The sequence below is a fragment of the Aestuariibius sp. HNIBRBA575 genome (genome assembly GCF_040932005.1).
Classification (GTDB): Bacteria; Pseudomonadota; Alphaproteobacteria; order Rhodobacterales; family Rhodobacteraceae; genus CANLNM01.
Genome location: NZ_CP162414.1, coordinates 2936100 through 2960818, shown reverse-complemented (window position 1 = coordinate 2960818; position 24719 = coordinate 2936100). Strand labels below are relative to the sequence as shown.

26 protein-coding genes are annotated in these 24719 nt (G+C 53.9%); 16 read left to right on the top strand and 10 right to left on the bottom strand.

The window, feature by feature from the left end:
* Positions 1-218 precede the first annotated feature (218 nt).
* The 5 genes from sucD to mdh all read right to left on the bottom strand — a co-directional run bounded on the left by sucD (position 219) and on the right by mdh (position 4490).
* Complete coding sequence (gene sucD / locus AB1F12_RS14905) at positions 219-1100, bottom strand: succinate--CoA ligase subunit alpha (RefSeq protein ID WP_368185153.1); 882 nt, start codon at positions 1098-1100, stop codon at positions 219-221.
* Between the two features lie 43 nt (positions 1101-1143).
* Complete coding sequence (locus AB1F12_RS14900; RefSeq protein ID WP_368185152.1) at positions 1144-1602, bottom strand: hypothetical protein; 459 nt, start codon at positions 1600-1602, stop codon at positions 1144-1146.
* A gap of 3 nt (positions 1603-1605) precedes the next feature.
* Positions 1606-2811 carry an ADP-forming succinate--CoA ligase subunit beta gene (sucC, locus tag AB1F12_RS14895; protein WP_368185151.1) on the bottom strand — a complete coding sequence of 402 codons (1206 nt, stop codon included), beginning with the start codon at positions 2809-2811 and terminating at the stop codon, positions 1606-1608.
* 234 nt (positions 2812-3045) lie between these two features.
* Positions 3046-3270, bottom strand: coding sequence for a hypothetical protein (locus tag AB1F12_RS14890; protein ID WP_368185150.1), 225 nt, complete (start codon positions 3268-3270; stop codon positions 3046-3048).
* Between the two features lie 257 nt (positions 3271-3527).
* On the bottom strand, positions 3528-4490 hold the full coding sequence (gene mdh, locus AB1F12_RS14885) for a malate dehydrogenase (protein ID WP_368185149.1): 963 nt from the start codon (positions 4488-4490) through the stop codon (positions 3528-3530).
* A 160-nt stretch (positions 4491-4650) separates the two neighbouring features.
* On the opposite strand from mdh, the gene AB1F12_RS14880 reads away from it, so the two are divergent.
* The gene (locus AB1F12_RS14880; RefSeq protein WP_368185148.1) at positions 4651-5400 is read left to right on the top strand and encodes a sulfite exporter TauE/SafE family protein; all 750 of its coding nucleotides are present in this window, start codon (positions 4651-4653) and stop codon (positions 5398-5400) included.
* 95 nt (positions 5401-5495) lie between these two features.
* Here the strand turns inward: AB1F12_RS14880 and AB1F12_RS14875 are convergent, their stop codons facing one another.
* On the bottom strand, positions 5496-5810 hold the full coding sequence (locus AB1F12_RS14875; protein WP_368185147.1) for a hypothetical protein: 315 nt from the start codon (positions 5808-5810) through the stop codon (positions 5496-5498).
* Between the two features lie 293 nt (positions 5811-6103).
* Here AB1F12_RS14875 and AB1F12_RS14870 point away from each other — a divergent pair, with 293 nt between their 5' ends.
* The 7 genes from AB1F12_RS14870 to sdhA all read left to right on the top strand — a co-directional run bounded on the left by AB1F12_RS14870 (position 6104) and on the right by sdhA (position 11628).
* Positions 6104-6982, top strand: a complete 879-nt coding sequence (locus AB1F12_RS14870) for a CoA ester lyase (protein WP_368185146.1) — start codon at positions 6104-6106, stop codon at positions 6980-6982.
* Positions 6982-7530: an NnrU family protein gene (locus AB1F12_RS14865; RefSeq protein WP_368185145.1), complete on the top strand. Its 549-nt coding sequence runs from the start codon at positions 6982-6984 to the stop codon at positions 7528-7530. Before AB1F12_RS14870 ends, AB1F12_RS14865 begins: the two co-directional genes overlap by 1 nt.
* Positions 7531-7533: 3 nt before the next feature.
* Positions 7534-7737 (top strand): DUF1737 domain-containing protein, encoded by a 204-nt coding sequence (locus AB1F12_RS14860; protein ID WP_368185144.1) that lies wholly within the window; start codon positions 7534-7536, stop codon positions 7735-7737.
* Positions 7734-8762: a MaoC family dehydratase gene (locus tag AB1F12_RS14855; protein ID WP_368185143.1), complete on the top strand. Its 1029-nt coding sequence runs from the start codon at positions 7734-7736 to the stop codon at positions 8760-8762. The genes AB1F12_RS14860 and AB1F12_RS14855 overlap by 4 nt, the downstream gene beginning before the upstream one ends.
* A 272-nt stretch (positions 8763-9034) precedes the next feature.
* On the top strand, positions 9035-9418 hold the full coding sequence (gene sdhC / locus AB1F12_RS14850) for a succinate dehydrogenase, cytochrome b556 subunit (protein WP_368185142.1): 384 nt from the start codon (positions 9035-9037) through the stop codon (positions 9416-9418).
* A gap of 12 nt (positions 9419-9430) precedes the next feature.
* The gene (sdhD, locus tag AB1F12_RS14845; RefSeq protein ID WP_368185141.1) at positions 9431-9802 is read left to right on the top strand and encodes a succinate dehydrogenase, hydrophobic membrane anchor protein; all 372 of its coding nucleotides are present in this window, start codon (positions 9431-9433) and stop codon (positions 9800-9802) included.
* A gap of 17 nt (positions 9803-9819) precedes the next feature.
* Positions 9820-11628: a succinate dehydrogenase flavoprotein subunit gene (sdhA, locus tag AB1F12_RS14840; protein ID WP_368185140.1), complete on the top strand. Its 1809-nt coding sequence runs from the start codon at positions 9820-9822 to the stop codon at positions 11626-11628.
* 30 nt (positions 11629-11658) lie between these two features.
* Here sdhA and AB1F12_RS14835 read toward each other — a convergent pair whose 3' ends face one another.
* Positions 11659-12771: a glycosyltransferase gene (locus AB1F12_RS14835; RefSeq protein ID WP_368185139.1), complete on the bottom strand. Its 1113-nt coding sequence runs from the start codon at positions 12769-12771 to the stop codon at positions 11659-11661.
* A 254-nt stretch (positions 12772-13025) separates the two neighbouring features.
* On the opposite strand from AB1F12_RS14835, the gene AB1F12_RS14830 reads away from it, so the two are divergent.
* The 4 genes from AB1F12_RS14830 (at position 13026) to AB1F12_RS14815 (ending at position 16617) form a co-directional block, all read left to right on the top strand.
* The gene (locus AB1F12_RS14830) at positions 13026-13340 is read left to right on the top strand and encodes a hypothetical protein (protein ID WP_368185138.1); all 315 of its coding nucleotides are present in this window, start codon (positions 13026-13028) and stop codon (positions 13338-13340) included.
* Between the two features lie 156 nt (positions 13341-13496).
* Positions 13497-14276: a succinate dehydrogenase iron-sulfur subunit gene (locus AB1F12_RS14825; protein ID WP_368185137.1), complete on the top strand. Its 780-nt coding sequence runs from the start codon at positions 13497-13499 to the stop codon at positions 14274-14276.
* A 111-nt stretch (positions 14277-14387) separates the two neighbouring features.
* Positions 14388-15782 (top strand): cell envelope integrity protein CreD, encoded by a 1395-nt coding sequence (creD, locus tag AB1F12_RS14820; RefSeq protein ID WP_368185136.1) that lies wholly within the window; start codon positions 14388-14390, stop codon positions 15780-15782.
* Positions 15766-16617, top strand: a complete 852-nt coding sequence (locus AB1F12_RS14815) for an urea carboxylase-associated family protein (protein WP_368185135.1) — start codon at positions 15766-15768, stop codon at positions 16615-16617. The genes creD and AB1F12_RS14815 overlap by 17 nt, the downstream gene beginning before the upstream one ends.
* 27 nt (positions 16618-16644) lie before the next feature.
* Here the strand turns inward: AB1F12_RS14815 and deoD are convergent, their stop codons facing one another.
* The 3 genes from deoD to AB1F12_RS14800 form a co-directional block, all read right to left on the bottom strand.
* Positions 16645-17349 carry a purine-nucleoside phosphorylase gene (gene deoD / locus AB1F12_RS14810; RefSeq protein ID WP_368185134.1) on the bottom strand — a complete coding sequence of 235 codons (705 nt, stop codon included), beginning with the start codon at positions 17347-17349 and terminating at the stop codon, positions 16645-16647.
* Positions 17350-17416: 67 nt separating this feature from the next.
* Positions 17417-17734 (bottom strand): H-NS family nucleoid-associated regulatory protein, encoded by a 318-nt coding sequence (locus tag AB1F12_RS14805; RefSeq protein WP_368185133.1) that lies wholly within the window; start codon positions 17732-17734, stop codon positions 17417-17419.
* A 143-nt stretch (positions 17735-17877) separates the two neighbouring features.
* Complete coding sequence (locus AB1F12_RS14800; RefSeq protein ID WP_368185132.1) at positions 17878-19857, bottom strand: methylmalonyl-CoA mutase family protein; 1980 nt, start codon at positions 19855-19857, stop codon at positions 17878-17880.
* Positions 19858-19992: 135 nt separating this feature from the next.
* Here AB1F12_RS14800 and AB1F12_RS14795 point away from each other — a divergent pair, with 135 nt between their 5' ends.
* The 4 genes from AB1F12_RS14795 to AB1F12_RS14780 all read left to right on the top strand — a co-directional run bounded on the left by AB1F12_RS14795 (position 19993) and on the right by AB1F12_RS14780 (position 24707).
* Positions 19993-21372: a 1-acyl-sn-glycerol-3-phosphate acyltransferase gene (locus tag AB1F12_RS14795; protein WP_368185131.1), complete on the top strand. Its 1380-nt coding sequence runs from the start codon at positions 19993-19995 to the stop codon at positions 21370-21372.
* Between the two features lie 119 nt (positions 21373-21491).
* Positions 21492-22781, top strand: coding sequence for a crotonyl-CoA carboxylase/reductase (ccrA, locus tag AB1F12_RS14790; RefSeq protein ID WP_368185130.1), 1290 nt, complete (start codon positions 21492-21494; stop codon positions 22779-22781).
* A 363-nt stretch (positions 22782-23144) separates the two neighbouring features.
* Positions 23145-23939 (top strand): autoinducer binding domain-containing protein, encoded by a 795-nt coding sequence (locus tag AB1F12_RS14785; protein WP_368188386.1) that lies wholly within the window; start codon positions 23145-23147, stop codon positions 23937-23939.
* Positions 23940-24056: 117 nt separating this feature from the next.
* A complete protein-coding gene (locus AB1F12_RS14780; protein ID WP_368185129.1) occupies positions 24057-24707 on the top strand; it encodes an acyl-homoserine-lactone synthase in 651 nt (216 codons plus the stop codon).
* The last annotated feature ends 12 nt before the right edge of the window (positions 24708-24719 follow it).

Below are 24719 nucleotides of genomic sequence, written 5' to 3'. Positions count from 1 at the left end.
GAGCAACACACGTGGTCAAACTTTCTGCGCGTTGAAGGCAGAACATGCCGGAACAGATTTTTGTCGCGCCAGTAGAGCTCCAGCATTCACTGCTGAACTGAGCATACAAGCGACGGCGAAGATCTGAGTCATCATGACGTATTCCAAACCATTAGATCGTTAGATTTCGGTGTGGCGACAATCGCCGCCGCACCGGGTTTTATGACCCTTTGGGTTGCTTAGCCGATCGCTTTCAGCACGGCTTCGCCCAATGTGGCAGGGCTATCGGCAACCACGATGCCAGCGGCGCGCATGGCTTCGATTTTGGATTCAGCGTCGCCTTTGCCACCAGCAACAATCGCGCCAGCGTGACCCATGCGACGACCCGGAGGCGCCGTGCGGCCAGCGATGAAACCAGCGACGGGTTTCCAACGGCCTTTTTTCTTTTGCTCGGCCAGGAATTCAGCGGCTTCTTCTTCTGCAGAGCCCCCGATTTCACCGATCATGATGATGGATTGTGTTTCATCATCGTCCAGGAACAGGTCCAGCACGTCGATATGTTCCGTGCCTTTGATTGGATCGCCGCCGATGCCCACAGCGGTGGACTGGCCCAGACCGATATCAGAGGTCTGTTTCACGGCTTCATAGGTCAGGGTGCCGGAACGGGATACAACACCAACCGACCCACGTTTGTGGATATGGCCGGGCATAATGCCGATTTTGCACGCATCCGGGGTGATCACGCCGGGGCAGTTTGGCCCGATCAGGCGCGATTTGGACCCTTCTAGGGACCGCTGAACGCGCATCATGTCCAGCACAGGAATGCCTTCGGTGATACAGATGATCAGCTCCATTTCCGCGTCGATCGCTTCCAGAATGGAATCGGCTGCGAAGGGCGGGGGAACATAGATCACAGAGGCGTTGGCCTCGGTGACGTGTTTGGCTTCGTGGACCGAGTTAAAGATCGGCAGATCCAGATGGGTCATGCCGCCTTTGCCGGGGGTCACGCCGCCAACCATTTTTGTGCCATATGCGATGGCTTGTTCAGAGTGGAACGTGCCCTGCGAGCCAGTCAGGCCCTGACAGATCACTTTGGTGTTTTCGTCGATGAGGACTGCCATGAGGAGTCTCCTTTATTAATGCGCAATGCGCGTCGTCAAAGTGTCAGGACCGGCTGACACTTCCGTTTTCATATAGGCTGGGACCATGATTGCTGATGCCAACACTGCATTGAAGACCGTCGGCTGTGCCCGTCGCGACCGAAACGCTGGTGCGGTCATGTCCATTCAATTGGTAGGACGCGAACCGTGACCCGACATTTGGAAATACAATGATGTTCGGCTCTGCAAACCGCCCAGAGGCAATAATGGCCCGCTCAGAATTGGCGGCGCTGCCGGGGGCAACACAAAATTCCTGAAACAGAGCGTCTGCCAAATTAGCATTCGCTGACATGGCACCACCGGATGGCTGATCTGGGGTCGCTTGCGACGCTGCAAGATCAACCAGACCACTGCCGGGCGCAACAGCCTGTGGGCCATTGCGTGTTTCCAGACCTGATGAGGATGCGCAGGCGCCCAATCCCATCAATGCGATACCCAAAACTGTGTGTTTAAACCCCAACATGCCTTAACCCTTAACCGCTTTTACAATTTTTTCGGCGCCATCGGACAGATTGTCAGCCGCAATCACGTCAAGACCGGAATTGTTGATGATGTCCTTGCCGGCTTCTACGTTTGTGCCTTCTAGACGCACAACCAGCGGAACCTGAAGCCCAACTTCTTTGACCGCAGCCACCACACCTTCGGCGATCACATCGCAGCGCATGATGCCGCCAAAGATGTTCACAAGGATGCCTTTGACGTTCGGGTCAGAGGTGATGATTTTGAACGCTTCGGTGACCTTTTCTTTGGTCGCGCCGCCGCCCACATCAAGGAAGTTGGCAGGCTCAGCACCATAAAGTTTGATGATGTCCATTGTGGCCATCGCCAGACCCGCACCGTTGACCATGCAGCCAATTTCACCGTCCAGCGCGATGTAGTTCAGATCGTGCTTGGATGCGGCCAGTTCTTTGGGATCTTCTTCGGTTTCGTCGCGCAGCTCGGCAATGTCTGGCTGGCGATAGATCGCGTTGCCGTCAAAACCAACCTTGGCATCCAGAACCTTCAGGCTGCCGGTGCCCTTGCCATCGTCCAGAACGATCAGCGGGTTGATTTCCAGCATTTCCATGTCTTTTTCGGTGAACGCTTTGTACAGCTGACCCATCAGCTTGACGCATTCTTTGACTTGCGCACCTTTCAGGCCCAGTGAAAACGCGACGCGACGGCCGTGGAATGCTTGGTACCCTGTGGCAGGATCAACAGAGAAGGACAGGATTTTTTCTGGGGTCGACGCGGCGACCTCTTCGATGTCCATGCCGCCTTCGGTGGAACAAACGAACGAGACGCGGCTGGTTTGACGATCAACCAACAGGGCCAGATACAATTCGCGTTCAATGTCAGACCCATCTTCGATGTAGATGCGGTTGACTTGTTTGCCAGCTGGACCGGTCTGGTGTGTCACCAGAGTTTGGCCGAGCATTTTCTTGGCTTCTTCGGCTGCTTCTGCAACGGATTTCGCCAGACGCACGCCGCCTTTTTCGCCAGCAGCAGCTTCTTTGAATGTGCCTTTGCCGCGTCCGCCTGCGTGGATCTGCGCTTTGACAACCCAAAGCGGGCCGTCCATTTCGCCAGCTGCGGTTTTTGCGTCCTCAGCTTTGAGCACAACGCGGCCGTCACTGACAGGCGCGCCATAAGAGCGCAAAAGCGCTTTCGCTTGGTATTCGTGGATGTTCATAGACCGTCCCCTCGCTTTGGTGGTTTGGTTATTGGTCAGTAAGCACAGTATAACCCCTGAAAAAACGGTAAATATTGCTGAAATGCAGAAAAACCGACATTTGTGATCACATGGAAAAAGAGTGTGATCACAAAATGTGTGGAATTGATGTTTTTGTTAGCGCCAGCAGGAATCGGTGATGTCCTGCTGGCACCCAATCCAGATCAATGAGCAACAGCAAAAGCCGTTATTTTGCTATTCTGCGGGGGTGCTTTGGTCGGATTCACCTTGTTTTGAAGCATCGCGTCCAGAAGCGCCGCGTAAACCATTCCAGCCAAGTTGTATTTTGAGCCCGTGTTTGGGGGATCGGACAAAACGGACATAGCCGCCCCCAATGACAACGATACCAACTGCGAGACACAGACCGACGCTTGCGATCAGCAGGATATTGTCGGGCAGGTTACTGAGCATTTTAGACATATTAGCCTCCTAGAGATATGCAAATACATGTTTCACGGGAGGGCGTCGGTTGATCCGCGCTTCTTACCGGGAGGTACCCTTCGTTCGGTTTCCACCCTCAAAGACCAGTCGATGATCCTTGCCCGGTCTAAAAACGCGATTCTGACGAGGGATTTGTGACGGCGGTGTAAATGTAATGTGTCTATCGGCGCGGGTGGCGGAATACAAAAAGGCGCCCGCAGATGCAGGCGCCTTTTCGGATTAAGATCGCAAATCGCTTAGGTCAGCGAAGGATCGATTTCTTTACATGCAGAAACCAGGCCTTTGACGGCTGCAACAGATGCGTCGAACATCTCTTGCTCAGCTTTGTTCAGCTTGATGTTCACAACACGCTCAACACCACCGGCGCCGATCACGGTTGGAACGCCAACATACATGCCTTTCAGGCCCAAAGCGCCGTCAACATAAGCCGCACATGGCAGAACACGTTTCTGGTCTTTGAGGAATGCTTCGGCCATTTCGATGGCTGCTGTTGCAGGTGCGTAGAACGCAGAGCCGGTTTTCAGCAGGCCAACGATTTCTGCGCCGCCGTCACGGGTACGCTGAACCATGGCGTCCAGTTTTTCCTGTGTGGTCCAGCCCATATCGACCAGATCTGGCAATGGAATGCCGCCAACGGTGGAATAACGCACGGATGGCACCATTGTATCGCCGTGGCCGCCCAGAACGAACGCGGTGACGTCCTTCATGGAAACGTTGAATTCCTCAGCGAGGAAGTGCCGGAAACGTGCGCTGTCCAGAACGCCCGCCATGCCGCACACTTTTTCGTGGGGCAGGCCAGAAAATTCGCGCAGAGCCCAAACCATCGCATCCAGCGGGTTGGTGATGCAGATCACGAACGCATCTGGTGCGTTGTCGCGGATGCCTTCGCCGACGGATTTCATCACTTTCAGGTTGATGCCCAGCAAATCGTCACGGCTCATGCCGGGTTTGCGTGGCACACCGGCGGTCACGATGCAAACGTCTGCGCCAGCGATGTCGGCGTAATCTTGGGTGCCTTTCAGTGAGGCGTCAAAGCCTTCTGACGGGCCGGATTCAGCGATATCCAGTGCTTTGCCTTCTGGGGTTCCTTCGGAGATGTCAAAGAGGACAACGTCACCGAGTTCCTTGAGAGCAGCGAGATGGGCGAGCGTGCCGCCGATCTGCCCGGCGCCGATGAGGGCGATCTTGGGTCTGGCCATAAGTCTGGTCCTTTGCGGTTTTAATCGAGCCTGTGGGTATTCAATTGCATCCCATCTGGCAAGCCTTTGCAGTTGCGGCATTCCCACGCTGTTAGGTGGCAATCATGGGTTGATGCCGCTAACACGTCTACAATTCGGTAAGATTTGCGAGAAGAGCTAGATGGAATTTGATTTAAATTTCTTTATGTGGGCGGTTCCCGCGGTGCTGTTTGCCGCCGTGTCAAAGTCAGGTTTTGGCTCTGGGGCGTCGTTTGCATCTGCAGCGATTCTCGCTTTGGTGCTGACCCCGGGCGAAGCGTTGGGCGTGATGTTGCCATTGCTGATGCTGGTCGATGTGACGTCGTTGAAACCCTATTGGCGCAAATGGGATTGGGGCGCATCAAAGGCGGTCATCATCGGCGCGATCCCCGGTGTTGCCATGGGTGCTGCGCTTTATGCGTTTGTGCCGGCGGACTTGTTCCGGCTGATGATTGGGCTGATGTGCCTGCTGTTTGTCGGATGGCGCTGGGCGGGGGCGCTGGGCTGGCTGCGCGCCGATCGGCGGCCGATTTCAAACATTTTGGGGGGCTTGTCCGGATTTGTGGGCGGGTTCACCAGTTTTGTCGCGCATGCGGGCGGTCCCCCCGTGGCGATGTATCTGCTGCGGCTGGGACGGGATAAAACCACGTTCCAAGCGTCCACAATCCTGATTTTCTGGGGGATCAATGGGATGAAATTCATCCCCTATGCCTTTTTGGGCATTTTTACATGGCAAACCATGCTGGCGGATTTGTTTTTGGCGCCAGTGGCGATTTTTGGTGCTTGGTTGGGGGTTCGTGCGCATTACCTGATATCAGAACGCGCCTTTTTTACACTGTCATATGTGTTGTTGGTGCTGACCGGTTTGCGTTTGATCTGGATCGCGGTTTAAGGAACCCCCGCCAAGACAAAGCTGTGGACAAACCAAAAACACCGCACGCCTTGCAGCGATGCGGTGCCTTCTGATTGATGACAGGGGGATTGGATTTAGGCAGGGGCGTCCGTGTTTGGCAATGCCTCTGCGAGGGCCTGAAAATGTTGGCCGGAGGCCACCATACATGTTGGGCCGCCGGGCGCGGTGACTGTGATCGTCCAACTGCCGGTTTCTAAGGATGCAAATACCTCAATCACGGCATTATTGGCTGCCAGTCCGATGGATTGCCGGCTTTCGCCGTAACGATCCGCCAAACGTTCGATCACCATTTCATGGGGGGCACAATTGCGCGCCTGTTGGGCAATCGCCTGATCGGCGGCAATGAACGCGCCGATCCCGAACGAGAGAGTCATAAGTTTTTTCTTCATCTTCTCACCTTTCCTGAGCGGCGGATATTGGGTCAGAGCCTTTTGGCTGTGTGATCCGCGATATGCATTTCATCATGCGATGGGCGCCACTTTTCCGCATATCCAGTGACCCACTGGGCGGCCCGTCTTGTGGCGTCGTTGATAAAACTTTGCGCAGAAACCTTAGATAATCGGTTAACGGACCGTGCGCAGACCGCTAAAGTTCGAACAGTGCTGCGGTGCGGCAATTTTATCATTGAATTATTTGGTAATCTGTGACCCTTATTTGCGCAACAAAATTGCGAGGAAGAATCATGAGCACCCGTCCATTCCGGTCAGCACTCTATATCCCTGGGTCCAAACCGCGCGCGTTGGAAAAGGCCCGCAATTTGCCTGTCGACGCCATTCTGTTTGATCTAGAAGACGCCGTCGCAATGGAAGAAAAGGCGCATGCGCGCCAAGTTCTGACCGATGAGCTGGAAGCCGGGGGATATGGCAACCGGGTCAAAATCGTGCGGATCAACGGGCTGGACAGCGCGTGGGGGCAAGAGGACGCCAAGGCCGTGAACAACATGGCGTGTGACGCGGTTCTGTTGCCCAAGGTGAACGGGCCAGAAGACGTTGAAGCGTTGGGCAAACTGGTGCCGCATCTGCCGATCTGGTGCATGATTGAAACGCCGCTGGGCGTGATGAATGCCAATGCAATTGCCGCCCATTCACGGGTTGCGGGCTTTGTTTTGGGCACAAACGATCTGGCCAAAGAGCTAAACACGCGGTTCCGCGCAGATCGTGAACCGCTGATCACGTCCCTGCAACTTAGCCTGCTGGCCGCGCGCGCCCATGGCGTGGTGGCATTGGACGGCGTTTATAATGCGTTCAAGGACAGCGAAGGCCTGAAAGTGGAATGTGATCAGGGCCGGGACATGGGGTTTGATGGCAAATCCCTGATCCACCCTGCTCAGGTTGATGTTGCCAATGCGGCCTTTGCCCCAACTGAGGCGGAAATTGATCTGGCCCGCCGCCAAATTGCTGCGTTTGAGGACGCAGAAGCCAACGGTCAGGGCGTCGCAGTTGTGGACGGAAAGATTGTTGAGAACTTGCACATTGCCACCGCCAAGGCCACCTTGGACAAAGCAGCGGCAATCGAAGATATGGCCGCTGATCTTGAAGGAACAACTTCAGCGGGGGCATAATGGTCTTACTTATTCTAGGGGTCGCACTTTGGTGGGCGGCACATCTGTTTAAACGCGTCGCACCTGAACGGCGCGCGGCGATGGGCGAAAAAGGCGCAGCACCGGTTGCGATCGCAATTGTGCTGGCCATCGTTTTGATGGTGATCGGCTATCGTAGCTGGGCATCGCCGCACATTTGGTTTCCACAGCTTTGGCTGACCCATGTGAACAATACGCTGATGATCCTATCAGTGCTGTTATTTGGCATGGCCAGCACATCTGGCCGACTGCGCGGTAAACTGCGTCATCCGATGTTGATGGGGTTTGGCACTTGGTGTCTGGCGCATTTGCTGGTGAACGGCGATCTGGCATCGATCATTCTATGGGGTGGTCTGTGGGCCTGGGCCATAACAGAGGTCAAAGTGATCAACGCCAAGGAACCAAACTGGGACAGACCAGAGCCGGGAACAGCCAAAGGCGACGTAAAGCTGGTGGTCATTTCTTTGGCGGTATTTGGGGTCATCACAGCAATTCACGGATGGATCGGTCCATCCCCATTCCCGGTGTAAGACATGCAAATTTATCGCTTTTTAACATCAGACGACACATCAGAATTCTGCCACAAAGTATCCCTTGCCTTGTCCAAAGGCTGGGTGCTGCATGGCGATCCACAATATGGGTTTGACCAGGCAAACGGCGTGATGCGCTGTGGTCAGGCCGTCACCAAAGAGATCGAGGGTGAGTATCACCCCGACATGAAGCTGGGACAGCAATGACAAAGACAAATTCGGGCCGTTTTTTCGAAGATTACACACTTGGACAGGTTATTCAGCACGCGGTGCCCCGCACCGTGTCTGGGGGCGAACGTGCCTTGTATCATGCGCTGTATCCGGCGCGCCATGCGCTGCATTCGTCAGATACATTTGCGCAATCCTGTGGATTGCCGGCGTCTCCGATGGATGACCTGATCACGTTTCATACGGTGTTTGGCAAAACGGTTCCGGATGTGTCGCTGAACGCGGTGGCCAATCTGGGATATGCAGAGGGCCGGTTTCTGGCGCCCGTCTATCCGGGCGACACGCTGACATCCCGATCCGAAGTGATTGGCATCAAACAGAATTCAAACGGTAAGTCGGGGGTCGTTTATGTGCGCACCACCGGCACCAACCAGCACGGCACCGACGTGTTGTCCTATGTGCGCTGGGTGATGGTGCGCAAAGGCGACCTGAACGCGCCCGCGCCTGAAACGGTGATCCCTGATCTGGGCAAAGTGGTTGCCGTGGACGATCTGGTGATCCCGGAGGGGCTGAATTTTTCTGACTACGATTTCGGGCTTGCGGGGGAACCGCATCGTTGGGGGGACTATCAGGTCGGTGAAATCATTGACCATGTTGACGGCGTCACCATCGAAGAGGCCGAACATATGCTGGCCACTCGTTTGTGGCAAAACACGGCCAAGGTGCATTTTGATGCCACCAACCGAGAAGACGGCAAACGGCTGATCTATGGCGGTCATGTGATTTCCATGGCACGGGCATTGTCTTTCAACGGCTTGGCCAATGCGCAAATGATCGTTGGCCTAAACGGCGGCGCCCATGCGAATCCCTGTTTTTCGGGTGATACGATCCGGGCCTGGACCGAAGTGCTGGACCGCGCGGACACGGATGCGCCCGGCGTGGGCGCCTTACGGCTCCGCTTGGTTGCGACCAAAGGCAAAGCAGGTCCATTGAAGGGCGAAGATGGGAAATATGCGCCAGATGTGTTGCTGGATCTGGATTATTGGGCGCTGATTCCCCAATAGGGCGCATTGCACGCCAATTCTGTCAGATTTTAGAGGGGCTGGTCATGTATGTGCCAGCCTTTCGCTTTTCTGGCGCAGACCAAGAAACGAAAGTTTGCCTCAAATTTGAGGCGTCACCTTGATTTGTGATCACAGAGCGTAATCCTGTGATCACAATATGGCGCTAACATCGCGACGCGCCAAAAAACCGCAGCTTTTCTGGCCCTGTTTACGTGACACACACGAAAAAATCCGTAGTAAGGGGGCAAGGGAACCTCAAAGGGATGTACCGAATGGCCGATGTAAACCGGGGCGATCGCCCGCTTTCGCCTCATTTGCAGATTTACCGTCCGCAAATGACGTCTATCACTTCTATCTTCACGCGGATCACGGGCAATGCTGTGATACTGGCCGCGATGTTGATCGTCTGGTGGTTTGTGGCCGCCGCAACCGGGCCCGATGCCTTTGCGCGCGCCAATGGATTTATCACCAGCTGGTTCGGGGACCTGATTATGTTCCTGTCCATGGCGTCGATTTGGTATCATCTGTTTTTCGGCATCCGTCATTTGATCTTTGATGCGGGCCACGCGCTGGACGTGAAACAGGCCGAACATCTGGGTCAGATTTTCATCATCGCATCCGTGCTGATGACCATTTTCACCGCAATTGTCGTCTAAGGAGAACAAAACATGCGTTATCTGACAGACCGCAAACGCGCCACGGGACTTGGCTCTGCTCGTTCGGGCACACATCACCACTGGTTGATGATGGTCACAGGGGCGGCCCTGGTTGGCTTGGTTGTCCTGTTCCTGTTCACGTTTGGATCGATCCTTGGATCATCCTACGAAGAGGTGCTGGCCTATTATCAACGTCCTATTCCAGCGATCATTGCGATCCTGACATTGTTGGTTGGGTTCTTTCACTACAAAAACGGCGTTCAGACATTGATCGAAGATTACGTGCACGGGTTCGCCCGCAAAGCGCTGATCATTGGCATGACCTGTCTGAGCTACACTTTTGCCATCGCGGGTGTCTTTGCCATCGCGCGCATCGCCCTTTGAGCCGGAGCTGACACGATATGACCGCTTCTTACGAATATGAAACACACGAATATGATGTTGTTGTCGTTGGCGCCGGTGGTGCTGGTCTGCGCGCAACATTGGGCATGGCCGAACAAGGTCTGCGCACAGCCTGTATTTCCAAGGTTTTCCCAACCCGGTCGCATACTGTTGCGGCACAAGGCGGGATTGCCGCGTCGCTGTCCAATATGGGCCCCGACAATTGGCAATGGCACATGTACGACACCGTCAAAGGGTCGGATTGGCTGGGTGATACGGACGCGATGGAATACCTCGCGCGCGAAGCCCCCAAAGCTGTTTATGAACTGGAACATTACGGCGTTCCGTTCAGCCGCACCGAAGAAGGTAAAATCTATCAGCGCCCCTTTGGCGGCCACACCACCGAATTTGGCGAAGGCCCCCCCGTTCAGCGGACCTGCGCTGCAGCGGACCGGACAGGTCACGCGATTTTGCACACGCTTTATGGCCAATCCCTGAAACAACAGGCCGAGTTTTTCATTGAATATTTCGCCGTTGATCTGATCATGTCCGAAGATGGCGTGTGTCAGGGTGTTGTCTGCTGGAAGCTGGACGATGGCACCATGCATGTGTTCAGCGCCAAAATGGTTGTGCTGGCCACAGGCGGCTATGGCCGCGCCTATTTCAGCGCCACTTCTGCGCATACCTGCACCGGTGACGGTGGCGGTATGGTGGCCCGCGCTGGGCTGCCTTTGCAGGATATGGAATTTGTGCAATTCCACCCAACCGGCATCTATGGATCGGGTTGCCTGATCACCGAAGGTGCGCGCGGCGAAGGTGGCTACCTGACCAATTCCGAAGGCGAACGTTTCATGGAACGCTACGCGCCAACCTACAAAGATTTGGCACCGCGCGATTATGTTTCCCGGTCGATGACCATGGAAATCCGCGAAGGGCGCGGTGTGGGCAAAGATGGGGATCACATCCATCTGCACCTCAACCACTTGCCACCGGAAACGCTGGCCGAACGTCTGCCGGGTATTTCCGAAAGCGCGCGTATCTTTGCCGGTGTTGATCTGAACAAAGAGCCAATCCCTGTTCTGCCGACCGTGCATTACAATATGGGCGGCATTCCAACCAATTATTGGGGTGAGGTTCTGAACCCAACCGCCAAAGATCCAAGCGCGGTTCAGCCGGGTCTGATGGCCGTGGGCGAAGCAGGATGTGCCTCTGTGCATGGGGCCAACCGTCTGGGGTCTAACTCTTTGATCGATTTGGTTGTCTTTGGCCGTGCGGCAGCGATCCGTGCGGGCGAAATCGTGGATCGCTCCAAAGCGGTGCCAACGCCGAACCAAGCCAGCATTGACGCAGCCTTTGATCGGTTTGACGGATTGCGCAACGCATCCGGCAACGTGTCCACCGCTGAATTGCGGTTGGAAATGCAAAAAACCATGCAGTCCGACGCGGCTGTGTTCCGGACCGACAAAACGCTGAAAGAAGGCGTTGAGAAAATGACCGGGATCGCAGGCAAACTGGACGATCTGAAAGTGACCGATAAATCGTTGGTCTGGAACTCAGATTTGATGGAAACGCTGGAATTGACCAACCTGATGCCAAACGCGTTGGCCACAATTCACGGTGCCGAGGCGCGTCAGGAATCCCGTGGGGCGCATGCGCATGAGGATTACCCAGAGCGCAACGACGATAAATGGCGGGTACACACAATCAGCCATGTGGATGGGAACAAAGTTGACCTGACCTATCGTCCGGTTGTCAAAGACCCACTGACCACCGAAGCCGAAGGTGGGATCAGTCTGAAAACCATCGCGCCCAAAGCGCGGACGTTCTAAACGTCAGTTTTATCACTGTTTTAATGGGCCTCAGGGATGAACCTGCAGGCCCATTTTTTGTTGCAGAAGTTTGATCGATCGATCTGCACTAAAGAGATCAATCGCGCGAATACGGGCCGCATCACCATATGCGTTGGCACGTTTCGGATCCGCAAGCGCAGCGTCAATTGCCGCAGCCATCCCATTCACGTCGTGTTCGTCGGTCAGAAACCCACATTCTTTATCGATCACCGCCTCAGGAATGCCGCTGTGACGGGTGGAAATAACGCAGTTTCCAGCGCACATCGCCTCTAGGATGGCCACTGGCAACCCTTCTGTATCGCCGGTGCTGGCCGTGACGGAATGCTGCAAAAACAACGATGCCTCTGCCATTAAGTCATGGACTTTGCTGTGGGATTGCGTGCCATGAAATGTAATCTGATCCGCGATGCCTGCCTCTTGGGCGATGGTTTTACACCGATCCAGAAGTTTACCATCCCCGACAAAATCCAGATGAGCCTTGGGATGTTTGCGCGCGACCTTTGCAAAGGCTGCGATGGTGATATGCGGGGCTTTCTTTTCGACAAATCGACCCACGGCCAACATTTTGCCGGGTTGTCTGGACGAAAGCGGTAAATCCTCGGGCACAACGCCACAGGGCGTCACGGTGATTTTTTCTTTGGGGCAGCCAATGCCAATCAGGTTATCTGCCAGAAATTGGGACGGAGTGAAAAAACCGTCAGCTTGGCGAAACAGGATGGCGTATTTTTTTAGAATTTTGGGGTCATTGATAACCCGCGATGCGTCCCACCCCAAAAAATGAACGAAATATTTGCATCCCGCCATTTTCGCCGCAGGCAGCAATTTATACCCAAACGGGCCGAATTCGGACATCATATGTGTGACATTGTGATGTTTTAGAAAACGCGCAATTTGACGGTGACGCAAAAACGGGATTGCCGATGGCAAAGATCGAAAAGGCTGATCGCCATTTTCCACACGTGCAAATGTATTTGCCGAATGCATCAATGGACCCGGAAGTGCCGCATCTGGCGCCTTGTCAAAGCTGATATAGACCGATTGATTTGGTGCAATTCTTTCTGCGTGCAGCCGGATAAATGTTTCCGATGCTTGGCCGAAACTACGGGCTGCCAATGCGAACATCTCTTGGATTTCCTGATTTGCGAACTATCGCGTCATATTGGGCCAAGCCTATGGAAACGTAAAGCTAACCATCGTAGCTGGTCGCAATATGGCCTGTTGGACAATATTGGGTTGTTCTGAAATGTGTCGATTTTCTGTGAGAGCAATCAAAGTTTTTTGGATTATTGATCCGGTTTCATTCCGTTTGAACGTGTTCATTGCCGAAATGATCAGATACATTTGTCCCATCAGAATTGATCAGATTTGAGGTCTCTATGTTACGTTTTTCCATTGCCGCACCGTTTATCCTTGCGTTGGCCGGATGCAATTTGACCGTTCCGGGTGGCGCGCCCGCGGTTGAGGCGGCAGCGCGGGCTGTTGTTGGGCCTATTCTGGCGGAAAAGGTGCCCGGGCGTGGTGGTCAGGTCATGACAGATTGTGTCGTCGAAAATGCGTCGACATCTGAGTTGGTTCAATTGGGCGCTGCGGCGATCGGGGCACCTTCTGCGGATGTTGTTTTGTTGGTTGCCGACATTCTGAGCCGTCCAAATGCCCAAAGTTGCGTAGCTGAACGGCTGATCACAGGCTGATGTGATCACAAAACAGAAAAGATAGCGATAAACTGCGCTGAGGGGCCGCATTCAAATTGGAATTTTGAATGCGGTAAGGTATGAGAAAGCAACATGTGGTTTCATCGCCACGCAAGGATTTATTGTGGGCGCGCGCCCCAAGTGAGGAGCCAAAACATGGTCCAGCTGACACTTCCCAAAAACAGCCGCATGACCGTTGGCAAAACCTGGCCGAAACCTGCCGGTGCCACGAATGTTCGCAAAGTTGAGATTTATCGTTGGAACCCTGACGACGGCAAAAATCCGAGCTTGGACACCTATTTTGTCGATCTGGATGAATGCGGTCCGATGATTTTGGACGTTCTTATCAAGATTAAGAACGAAATTGATCCGACGCTGACATTCCGCCGGTCCTGCCGCGAAGGGATTTGCGGGTCTTGTGCGATGAACGTTGATGGAATCAACACGCTGGCCTGTATCTATGGCATCGACGAAGTCAAAGGTGACATCAAAATTTACCCATTGCCGCACATGCCTGTGGTGAAGGATTTGATCCCCGATTTGACTCATTTCTATGCACAACACGCCTCGATCATGCCGTGGCTGGAAACCAAAACCAACCGCCCCGCCAAAGAGTGGAAGCAAAGCATCGAAGACCGCAAAAAACTGGACGGTCTTTATGAATGTGTGATGTGTGCGTCCTGTTCGACGTCTTGCCCATCCTATTGGTGGAATGGCGATCGGTATCTGGGGCCAGCTGCGTTGTTGCACGCCTATCGCTGGATCATCGATTCACGGGACGAAGCGACAGGCGAACGTCTGGACGAACTAGAAGATCCGTTCAAATTGTACCGCTGTCACACGATCATGAACTGCGCCAAAACCTGCCCCAAAGGGTTGAACCCCGCCAAGGCCATCGCGCATATCAAAAAGTTGATGATCGAACGTCAGGTCTGACAAACTGCACAAATACTGATGAAATGGACCCTCGCAACCTGCGGGGGTTTTTTTATATTCAGCCGGGACCGGACATTACCGGTTTAAGTGTCACAATTTGAGTGAGGTCCCATGTTCAGATCCCCCGGAATTCGTTTCTTTGTCGTTGGCGTGCTTGCCTTTCTGATGTTCATCCCGCTGATTATGGTGACAGAGACAATCCAATCCCGCAGAGGATATTCCGAATCCACCATCACTTCAGTTGGCCGAGAATGGGGCGGTGTGCAGTTGATCCGGGGACCACAATTGGTGATCCCAGTCGAAGGTTGGGTCACGCGAAATGTCAGACAGGATATCGTCAACAGCGATGGCGAAACAGAATCGGTCATGCGTGAAATTCGCGAAATCGCCATCAAAGAGCCGGTATTTGTGTTGCCCGATCAGCTGACGATTGATGTGTACACCTCCAGCCAAGAACGCAGACGTGGGATCTTTGTGGCGCCGGTCTATTCCGCCTTGGCAGAAATTGATTTCACATTTGATCCGTCAAAGGCTGAACCGGCATTGTCAGATGGGGATCGGCTTTTGTGGGATCGCGCCTATGTTGAGGTGGGACTGCAATCAAATGCCGCGTTGCGGGGGGGAACGCAGTTGCAAATCGATGACACGCTGGTTGCGCTGGATCCGATGACCTCTGATCAGGGCATTTTTGGTGTGGTCGGCGATCCAAGAGAACACGCCGCCTACAAGTTGAATTTGGTGTTTAATGGCGCGCAAAACCTACGGGTGACTCCGGTTGGATTGCGCAATCAAGTGAACATCCAGAGCGATTGGCCGCATCCCAGCTTCTTTGGAGAGTTTTTGCCAATTGAAACAGACATTTCAGACGCCGGGTTCGCGGCGCATTGGGATATTCCGCATCTGGCGCGAAATCTGCCAAATGTGGCGCGACATTCGCAATTACAGAATGCGGCCCATTTCGCGTTTGGGGTGAAATTCTATCAACCCAATGATTTTTATCAAAAGGCCTATCGTGTCGCCAATTACGGTATTTTGTTCATCGGTTTGACGTTTCTGACGATCCTTTTGATCGAAGATCGCAAAAACCGGCCGACGCATCCGGTGCAGTATCTGCTGATGGGATTGGTTCAGGCATTATTTGCATTGTTGATGGTCGCATATGCTGAACATTTAGGGTTCAATCTGGCCTATATTATAGCCAGCGCTGCAACCATTGGGCTGTTGGTTTTATACGCATTTGTTGGGCTGAAGGCGGGCAAACGATCACTGGTCATTGGGGCGTTGTTGGTTGTGCTTTATTCAGTTTTGTATCTGATTTTACGCAGCGAAGATTACGCCTTGATCGCTGGGTCTTCGTTGGTGTTTGTGGCTTTGGCGGTGACAATGCTTGCCACGCGGAACGAAGAATGGTTCGGTTCCCCCAAAGAAGGTTTCTGGAAACCAAGCGGTTCAAAGAAACAGGGCAAACAACAGGTGGCGGACCAAGCAGATGGCGCAACAGAATGAACCAAAGGACGCAAAAGACCGACGCGGGGTAAAGCCTGTTATCTGCTATCCGACAGACACGTTACCGGTGCCAAATATGGCGTTGTATCGTCAGGCCCGGTTACGTGCGAAACTGGTGGATGAGATAGAAATTGCGCCTCGTGAAGCTGCGGCCATTCATGTTCCGGCGGGACATTTCCTTAGAACGCTCAGCGTGAATGGACCGCAGGTTGGGGATTTGAACCTGTTTAATGCCAACAATTTGTCCGAAAGGTTTTATTCGGGAAAAACCCGTGCATTGCATGGCAGCCACGTGACCACCGGGGATCAATTATGGTCAAATTTCCCGACTTTGCGGCCGATGGCAACCCTGACGGATGACACGTTGAACTGGTATGGAATCGACGAATTCGGGGGCTCTGTTCATGACGTGATCGGAACGCGCTGTGATCCATATACGGGCCGATTGTTAGGGGCCGGGGATTATCATCATTGCTGTCATTCCAATTTGACGCGCGCCTTGGCGGATCATTTGAACGTCGACCTGTCAGAGGCAGAGCCGCATATTCATGATGTGTTGAATGTGTTCATGTGCACGGGGTTTACACGCGAAACAGGGCAATATTTCATGAAGGCAAGTCCGGTGCGGCCGGGCGATTATTTGGAAATGTTTGCTGAAATCGATTTGCTAGCGGTTCAAAGCGCCTGTCCCGGCGGGGATTGCGGGTCAGAACATACAAGTGATGCAACCCCTTGTTATCCATTGGTTATGCAGGTTTTTAAACCCGCTGACGGCACATTGGATGGCTGGGTCCCGCCAAAGCCAAATGCCTATAGCGGGTCCCATGGACGCTAGAAAAGGGGCGATAAGCCCCCTTTTGAATTATGGAAACGCAGCCTCTAGGGCGATTTCAATCATGTCGCCAAAACTGCGTTCTCGATCCTCAGAAGGCAACGCTTCGCCGGTTTTCAGGTGGTCACTCACGGTCAGGATGGCCAGTGCACGACGTCCATAACGGGCCGCGAGGTTGTACAATTCCGCCGCTTCCATTTCGACGCCCAGAATTCCGTGGCGTTCCATCTGTTCGTTTAGATCCGGACGTTCGTCATAAAACACATCGGACGAATAAATACCGCCTACGTGAACCCCGGTGGATTTTTGCCCGGCTGCCTTTACGGCGGCTTGCAGCAGGCTCCAATCAGCGCAGGGGGCAAATTGAAACTCTTTGAAAATCCCACGTGACGGGGTGGAAACGCTGGATGCGGTCATCGCCAAAATGACGTCTCGGATTTGAACGTGATCTTGCATGCCGCCACAGGATCCAACCCGGATCAACGTTTGCACGTCATAGTCACGGATCAGTTCATTGGCATAAATGGACAGGCTTGGCATGCCCATTCCGGACCCGTGGATCGTGACACGATTGCCATTCCACGTCCCGGTAAAGCCCAGCATGCCGCGGACTTCGTTAACGAGGGTGACATCGTCCAAAAACTTTTCCGCGGCCCATTTAGCGCGATAAGGATCGCCGGGAAGCAGAACAGTTTCAGCGATATCGCCAGGCTTTGCGCCGATGTGAACAGTCATGGAATGCTCCGTTTATCAGAAATATGCGGCAAGGCGATCATGACGATTGCCCCTGCCAAGTCTGATGTCAGAGTTCCATGCTTTCTGCAGAGTTTCCAGATGCCAATGCATCTTTGAACCAAATAGGCTGACGTCCGCGTCCGGTCCAGGTTTGGGTTGCGTCTGCTGGGTTGCGGTATTTTGCAACGCTGGGTGTTTTCGCACGTCTTTTGGGCGCCGTTTGTTGACCGGTTAGATCAGACAGGGAAAACCCATGCGCCTTAGCCGCTTTCTCAGCAGCGATCAGAGCCGCCTTTTTGTCTTCGTTGGCCAGTTTTTCAAGTTGTTTGTCGATTTTGGCCTTTAGTTTTTCCAACTCTTTGCGAGAAAGTGATCGGATGTCCATTTTTTGCCTCTTCAATTGATCGTGGCAATACCCATTTGCGAAGACCAGACCCGACACAAGTTTAGATTGAGTGAGACCTTACAAAAAGACAGTGCCGGTGCACGCTGGCTTGAAGCAATTCTAAACCTATTTCAAAAAAATAGCTATTGGGCTGCGATATCTTTTGAATCAACCAAATCCACTATGTCATCCATGATGCGATTTAGCTCAAAATCTTTGGGGGTATAAACCCGCGCCACGCCCATTTCCCGAAGTTGGGCGGCGTCATCTTCGGGGATGATTCCACCCGCAACCACAGGCACATGGCCCAGCCCGGCCGCGTCCAGTTTGGAAATCACATCGCGGATCAGTGGCAAATGCGACCCAGACAGAATAGACAACCCAACAACATGCGCTTCGTCCTGTTGAACGGCGGTGACAATTTCGTCGGGTGTCAGGCGAATGCCTTCGTAGGAAATGTCCATACCGCAATCACGGGCACGCGCCGCGATCTGTTCGGCGCCATTGGAATGCCCATCAAGCCCGGGTTTGCCGACAAGGAATTTTAACCGACGTCCCAGTTTGTCACTGACCGCATCCACCCGGGCGCGGATGTCATCCAGACCTTCGGTGCGGTTGGATCTATTGGCCGAGACACCCGTCGGTGCGCGGAATTGCCCAAACACGGCCCGCACGACGTCGGCCCATTCACCAGTGGTCACGCCGGCTTTGGCGCAGGCAATCGACGGCGGCATGACGTTGTCGCCCGATTTGGCGGCCTCTCGTAACGCAGCAAGCGCGGTTTTCGCCGCCGCATTATCGCGGTTGGATTTCCAATCGTTGAGGCGTTTGATCTGGTCCGCTTCGGCCTTGGGGTCCGCGACCATGATTGCGTCTTCGCCGGATGTCAGGGGGCTTTCTTCGCCTGTCAGCCATTTGTTGACACCAACAACGATAGTGTCGCCGCTTTCGATGTTGCCAATCCGGGTAGCGTTGGATTCAACCAAGCGGTTTTTCATATAGGCAATCGCACCCACAGCGCCGCCCATCGAATCGATCTGGGCCAATTCGGCGCGCGCGCCTTCTTTTAGGGCGTCGACCTTTTTGGTGACAACCGGGTTGCCATCAAACAAATCACCGTATTCCAACAGGTCGGTTTCATAGGCCAAAATTTGTTGCATACGCAGGGACCATTGCTGATCCCAAGGGCGCGGCAAGCCGAGGGCTTCGTTCCAAGCCGGCAATTGCACAGCGCGGGCACGGGCGTTTTTGGACAGGGTAACCGCCAATGTTTCCAACAGGATGCGGTAAACATTGTTTTCGGGCTGCTGTTCGGTCAATCCTAGGCTGTTAACCTGAACCCCATAGCGGAACCGGCGCATTTTGGGGTCCTCGACACCGTACCGTTCCTGACAGATTTCATCCCACAATTCGACAAAAGCACGCATTTTGCATAGCTCGGTCACAAACCGGATGCCCGCATTCACAAAGAACGAAATCCGGCCCACCATTCCGGGGAAATCTTCGGCGGACACTTTGCCTTTCAGGTCATCCAACACGGCCGTTGCCGTGGCCAGCGCAAAGGCCAGCTCTTCTTCTGGTGTCGCGCCGGCCTCTTGCAAATGGTAGGAACACACGTTCATCGGGTTCCATTTGGGCAGGTTGGCGCGGGTATAGGCGGCCACATCGGTGATCATGCGCAGCGACGGTTTGGGCGGGCATATATATGTGCCACGCGACAGGTATTCCTTGATCAGATCGTTTTGAACCGTGCCTTGTAGTTTGCTGACATCCGCGCCCTGTTCTTCGGCGGTGGCAATATAAAGCGACAACAACCAAGGCGCTGTGGCGTTGATCGTCATGGATGTGTTCATCTGTTCCAGCGGGATTTGGTCAAACAACGCCCGCATGTCGCCCATATGGCAGACCGGCACGCCAACTTTGCCCACTTCACCGCGGGCCAGTTCGTGATCCGAATCATATCCTGTCTGCGTGGGCAGATCAAAAGCCACCGACAAACCCGTCTGACCCTTGGCCAAATTGCCCCGATACAGCTCATTTGATGCGCTGGCGGTCGAGTGTCCGGCATATGTGCGGAACAACCATGGGCGATCTTTGGGGCGATCTTGCTGCATCTGCGTCATTTGGGGCCTCATTTAATGGGTCGCGAAATAATGTTGCTTATCTGTCGTTTTACGGGACATAAAGCAACGCTGTCAATCGCTGCGTTGCGGCATGATGGGATTTACCACACCAGCAAATCCTGTCACGGTCGCATCATGACGCAGACTATTGCCGTTCCCTTTTGGCTTCTTGCCCTGATCGTGCTGTTTGCAACAGTCACGTTTGCTTCGCATTTTCTGTTTCCATCCGTGCGCTGGTTTTTCCGGCGTCGCGCGGAACGGGTGATCAAGCGGCTCAATGCCAAACTGCCCCGCCCGATTGAGCCGTTCAAACTGGCGCGCCGCTATGACATGATTCAGCGGCTGATGTACGATCCAGAGGTCACACAGGCGATTGTTGATTACGCGCGCAAACACAAAGTGCCGGAAAATGTCGGTTTCGAAAAAGCCCGCCGCTATGCGCGTGAAATTGTACCGGGGTTTTCTGCGACGGCCTATTTCACCATCGGCACGCGGTTATCCAAATGGATTGCCCGGTCGATGTACCGCATTCGGCTGGGTGAATTCGACCGGGCGCAATTTCAGGCATTGAACAAAGACGCGACACTGGTCTTTGTGATCAACCACCGATCCAATATGGATTATGTGTTGGTGACCTATTTGGTCAGCCGCGCGTCGGCGCTGTCTTATGCGGTGGGGGAATGGGCGCGGGTTTGGCCGTTGTCACCCATGATCCGATCGATGGGCGCTTACTTTATTTCCCGTAAATCTCGCGGGGCGCTGTATCGCAAAGTATTGGCCCGCTACGTACAAATGGCCACCGAAGGCGGCGTGACCCAGGCCCTGTTCCCTGAAGGCGGGCTGAGTTTGGACGGTGAATTGGCCCGACCCAAGCTGGGATTGTTGAACTACATTATATCGGATTTTGATGCGGCCGAACGCGAAGTGGTGTTTGTGCCGGTCGCGTTAAACTATGATCACGTCCTAGAGGATCGCATCCTGATCGACGCCAAAAAGGCAGGCGGGCGGCATTTTCATGCACCGTTCTGGTCAACGCTGCGATCGATCAGCGCCTATTTGTTGACGATATTTACCCGACGGTTTCGCCGATTTGGCACCGCAACCGTCAGTTTCGGCAAGCCATTAACGTTGTCTGAATGTGTGGCGGCTAACTCTGGCGATGTGACTGAAATTGTCGGCAAGGCCATGATGGACCGGATCGCGCATTCGATGCCGGTTTTGGCGGTGCCATTGGTGGCGCGCGCAATTCTATCGGGCCATCGCGGCCCTCAGATCAAAGAGGCGCTGGCCAGCGATTTGGTGCAACTGGCCTCTTCTGGGGCGACCTTACCCCGCCGAGATGCGGCCGCTTTGACCAAAGATGCGCTTACGCTGTTAAAGCGGCGCGATTTGGTTTCTGCGGATGGGACGCCCGCCAATGACGCTGAGCCGGTGTTGCAGTTTTACGCAGGATCGATTGCGCATCATTACAAATCAACGCCGCAAGGCAGCGAATATTCTGCGTTGGCGAAGTAATAAAATTACAATCAATGGCTAATTGTGGTTGCAATGTTGCGAGGTGAAGTCTAATTCAAGGGTCAGACCCGCCCCGATTCTGCGGTGCGGCAGTGAAATGATCCTTGATGGAGGCACCCATGGCCCTTGACGAGACCCAAACAACCGCCACGTATGACGCGCCCAAAAAAGACCTGTATGAAGTGGGTGAAATGCCCCCAATGGGTCATGTTCCTGCGCAAATGTATGCGTGGACAATTCGCCGTGAGCGTCATGGTGAACCGGAAAAAAGCTTTAAGGTTGAGGTGGTTGACACCCCGAAACTGGACGCCCACGAGGTTCTGGTTTTGGTGATGTCTGCGGGCGTGAATTATAATGGTGTTTGGGCCGGTCTTGGCACGCCTATTTCGCCATTTGACGGTCATGGAGCTGACTACCATATCGCGGGCTCCGATGCGTCCGGCATCATTTGGGCCATCGGCGAAAAGGTCAAAAACTGGAAAGTGGGCGACGAAGTTGTCATTCATTGTAATCAGGATGACGGCGACGACGAAGAATGTAACGGCGGCGATCCAATGTATTCACCCAGCCAGCGGATTTGGGGCTATGAAACGCCGGACGGGTCATTTGCGCAGTTCACAAATGTGCAGGCTCAGCAATTGTTGCGCCGCCCCAAGCATCAGACTTGGGAAGAAAGCGCCTGTTACACACTGACATTGGCAACCGCATACCGGATGTTGTTTGGTCACCCTCCGCATGAGCTGAAACCGGGCATGAACGTGCTGGTTTGGGGCGCATCGGGTGGTCTGGGCACATATGCGATCCAATTGATCAAAGCCGCGGGCGCCAATGCAATCGGCGTGATCAGTGACGAAAGCAAACGTGACTTTGTAATGGGGCTGGGCGCCAAGGGCGTGATCAACCGCAAAGATTTTACCTGTTGGGGCCAATTGCCCACCGTGAACACGCCGGAATACAACACATGGTTCAAAGAAGCCCGCCGTTTTGGCAAGGCGATCTGGGACATCACCGGCAAAGGCAACAATGTTGACATCGTGTTTGAACATCCCGGCGAAAGCACATTCCCGGTGTCAAACCTGGTCTGTAAAAAGGGCGGCATGGTTGTGATTTGTGCTGGGACAACCGGCTACAACCTGACCTTTGACGTGCGCTATACTTGGATGCACCAAAAACGCCTGCAGGGGTCGCACTTTGCGCATCTAAAGCAAGCCGCCGCCGCCAACCAGATGATGATCGAACGTCGCATCGAGCCGTTCCTGTCGGAAACGTTCACGTGGGATGAAATCCCCGCGGCCCACACGAAGATGTACAAAAATGAGCATCTGCCGGGCAACATGTCGGTTCTAGTTCAAGCCCCGAAAACCGGGCTGCGCACTTTGGAAGAAGTGGTCGCCGAATCACAGTCCTAAATTGGGCCCTCAACGGCCCCTTAGAACAGAGCGGGGAGCGGCCAAAAGGCGGCTCCCTTTTTTCGTGCTGAATGGTTTCAGTAGGTTATCTGCGCCCACCCCCGCTATTTTTGGGGGGATAGAATTCGCGAATATTTTAATGAATCGGGTCGTGATAGATTAGATGTTAAGACTTCGTTAACCCTTCAGAAAGAGAGTGGCCTATGGGACATGACTGGATACTCGACGTTCTTGCCGATTTGAAGTGTTTTGCCGACCAAAATGGATTGCCGCTGTTGGCGTCTCAATTGGATGACACAAAACTCGTCGCACTGGCTGAGATAGCCTCGGGTACCGATGGGGCACCGTTAACGGTGTGTGGCGATAGTGCGAAGACTGGATACATTTCTGGAGGAGTTGGATCAAGCCGAAGGGCTTGAGCATATCCAAAACGTGGTGGTTGCCCTGCGTGACCACTTTGGCGTGGATCACATTGTCTATCACTGGGTCAGCTCAGATGGCGAACAATATGGATGCGGAACATACCCACCGTCCTGGGTGCAGCACTATGTTGATAGCGACTATCTGCGGATTGATCCGGTTGTGATCGGATGTTTTCAGCGGTTTCACCCGGTGGATTGGAAACGTCTTGACTGGTCTTCACGTGCCGCGCGTGCCTTTCAGGCGGATGCCATCAAAAACGGAATCGGAAACCAAGGGTTGTCGATTCCGATTCGCGGGCCAAATGGTCAATTCGCTTTGTTCACGGTTTCCCACAATTGTTCGGATGCTGAATGGGCAGAGTTCACAAAAAACCACCAACGGGAACTGATCCTCATCGCGCATTTTTTCAATCGTAAAGCGCTTGAAATAGAAGCAGGCCGCAAGCCCGAACCCGCCAAGCCGCTTTCCCCGCGTGAGGTGGACGCGCTGACCTATTTGGCGATGGGGTATGGGCGCGGCCAAGTGGCTGATATGCTTTCGATTTCGGAACATACATTGCGCGCCTACATCGAAAGCGCACGGTTCAAACTTGGGGCGTTGAACACCATTCACGCGGTTGCACGGGCCCTGACCGAAGGCCTGATAGTGGTTGGCGGCGCCGCGCGCGCAGCCGAAGGTGGATGGCCCGGACGGGCGGATGAATCCGAACCATCCAAGGCCATAGTCGCACGCTAGCCCTTCTTTCCAGTAAGTTTTGGTTAATATGCTGCGTTCGCATCGTTAGCGCAGCATTAACCAATGTTCTCGTATTGTTCACTCAACGGAGCAAGCCTTGGACGGAAGGAATTTCTCATGTTGCGCTATCATTACGCCAGTGAGCTAGACAAATACCCACACCTACGCGATTCCATGTTTCGGGATCGTGCGGATCAGTTTCACACCCGTTTGGGGTGGGACGTGACCGTTGACAAAGATGGTTTTGAGCATGACGAATATGATGAAATGGACCCGCTATATGTGATTTGGCAGCGTCCAGATGGGTCCCACGGCGGGTCGATGCGGTTCCTGCCAACAACAGGCCGGACCATGGTAAACGATCATTTCCTTGAACTGACTGATGGTGTTTCCATTCAATCCCCTTTGATTTGGGAATGCACGCGGTTTTGCCTTGCTCGTAACGCCGAAAGCCGGATTGCAGGCGCGTTAATGCTTGCCGGTGGGGAATTGATGCGCGCCTTTGGGCTTAGTCATTTTGTCGGTGTGTTTGACGCACGCATGGTTCGGATCTATCGCATGATCGGCTCTTCACCCGAAGTGTTAGGCAGTGCAGGGGAAGGCCGTGATCGGATCAGTGTTGGGTTGTGGGAATATGATCCGCTGGATAGGGGCAAAGTGTTGAAACGGGCCGGGCTTTCATCCGAAATTTCGGAATTGTGGTTCGAACGCAGCTTTGGCCGGCCGGTTATGCAAAATGATTACGCAGCACATGCCGCTGTGGCCTGATCCTGCTGGCAC

Coding starts and splice junctions, on each gene's coding strand:
- mdh (WP_368185149.1), bottom strand. CDS start 4,490: ATGGCCAGACCCAAGATCGCCCTCATCGGCGCCGGGCAGATCGGCGGC.
- sdhC (WP_368185142.1), top strand. CDS start 9,035: ATGGCCGATGTAAACCGGGGCGATCGCCCGCTTTCGCCTCATTTGCAG.
- ccrA (WP_368185130.1), top strand. CDS start 21,492: ATGGCCCTTGACGAGACCCAAACAACCGCCACGTATGACGCGCCCAAA.
- sdhD (WP_368185141.1), top strand. CDS start 9,431: ATGCGTTATCTGACAGACCGCAAACGCGCCACGGGACTTGGCTCTGCT.
- deoD (WP_368185134.1), bottom strand. CDS start 17,349: ATGACTGTTCACATCGGCGCAAAGCCTGGCGATATCGCTGAAACTGTT.
- AB1F12_RS14890 (WP_368185150.1), bottom strand. CDS start 3,270: ATGTCTAAAATGCTCAGTAACCTGCCCGACAATATCCTGCTGATCGCA.
- AB1F12_RS14805 (WP_368185133.1), bottom strand. CDS start 17,734: ATGGACATCCGATCACTTTCTCGCAAAGAGTTGGAAAAACTAAAGGCC.
- AB1F12_RS14830 (WP_368185138.1), top strand. CDS start 13,026: ATGTTACGTTTTTCCATTGCCGCACCGTTTATCCTTGCGTTGGCCGGA.
- sucC (WP_368185151.1), bottom strand. CDS start 2,811: ATGAACATCCACGAATACCAAGCGAAAGCGCTTTTGCGCTCTTATGGC.
- AB1F12_RS14780 (WP_368185129.1), top strand. CDS start 24,057: ATGTTGCGCTATCATTACGCCAGTGAGCTAGACAAATACCCACACCTA.
- AB1F12_RS14900 (WP_368185152.1), bottom strand. CDS start 1,602: ATGTTGGGGTTTAAACACACAGTTTTGGGTATCGCATTGATGGGATTG.
- AB1F12_RS14815 (WP_368185135.1), top strand. CDS start 15,766: ATGGCGCAACAGAATGAACCAAAGGACGCAAAAGACCGACGCGGGGTA.
- AB1F12_RS14855 (WP_368185143.1), top strand. CDS start 7,734: ATGACAAAGACAAATTCGGGCCGTTTTTTCGAAGATTACACACTTGGA.
- AB1F12_RS14860 (WP_368185144.1), top strand. CDS start 7,534: ATGCAAATTTATCGCTTTTTAACATCAGACGACACATCAGAATTCTGC.
- sucD (WP_368185153.1), bottom strand. CDS start 1,100: ATGGCAGTCCTCATCGACGAAAACACCAAAGTGATCTGTCAGGGCCTG.
- AB1F12_RS14865 (WP_368185145.1), top strand. CDS start 6,982: ATGGTCTTACTTATTCTAGGGGTCGCACTTTGGTGGGCGGCACATCTG.
- AB1F12_RS14880 (WP_368185148.1), top strand. CDS start 4,651: ATGGAATTTGATTTAAATTTCTTTATGTGGGCGGTTCCCGCGGTGCTG.
- creD (WP_368185136.1), top strand. CDS start 14,388: ATGTTCAGATCCCCCGGAATTCGTTTCTTTGTCGTTGGCGTGCTTGCC.
- AB1F12_RS14825 (WP_368185137.1), top strand. CDS start 13,497: ATGGTCCAGCTGACACTTCCCAAAAACAGCCGCATGACCGTTGGCAAA.
- AB1F12_RS14875 (WP_368185147.1), bottom strand. CDS start 5,810: ATGAAGAAAAAACTTATGACTCTCTCGTTCGGGATCGGCGCGTTCATT.
- AB1F12_RS14835 (WP_368185139.1), bottom strand. CDS start 12,771: ATGTTCGCATTGGCAGCCCGTAGTTTCGGCCAAGCATCGGAAACATTT.
- AB1F12_RS14795 (WP_368185131.1), top strand. CDS start 19,993: ATGACGCAGACTATTGCCGTTCCCTTTTGGCTTCTTGCCCTGATCGTG.
- sdhA (WP_368185140.1), top strand. CDS start 9,820: ATGACCGCTTCTTACGAATATGAAACACACGAATATGATGTTGTTGTC.
- AB1F12_RS14870 (WP_368185146.1), top strand. CDS start 6,104: ATGAGCACCCGTCCATTCCGGTCAGCACTCTATATCCCTGGGTCCAAA.
- AB1F12_RS14800 (WP_368185132.1), bottom strand. CDS start 19,857: ATGACGCAGATGCAGCAAGATCGCCCCAAAGATCGCCCATGGTTGTTC.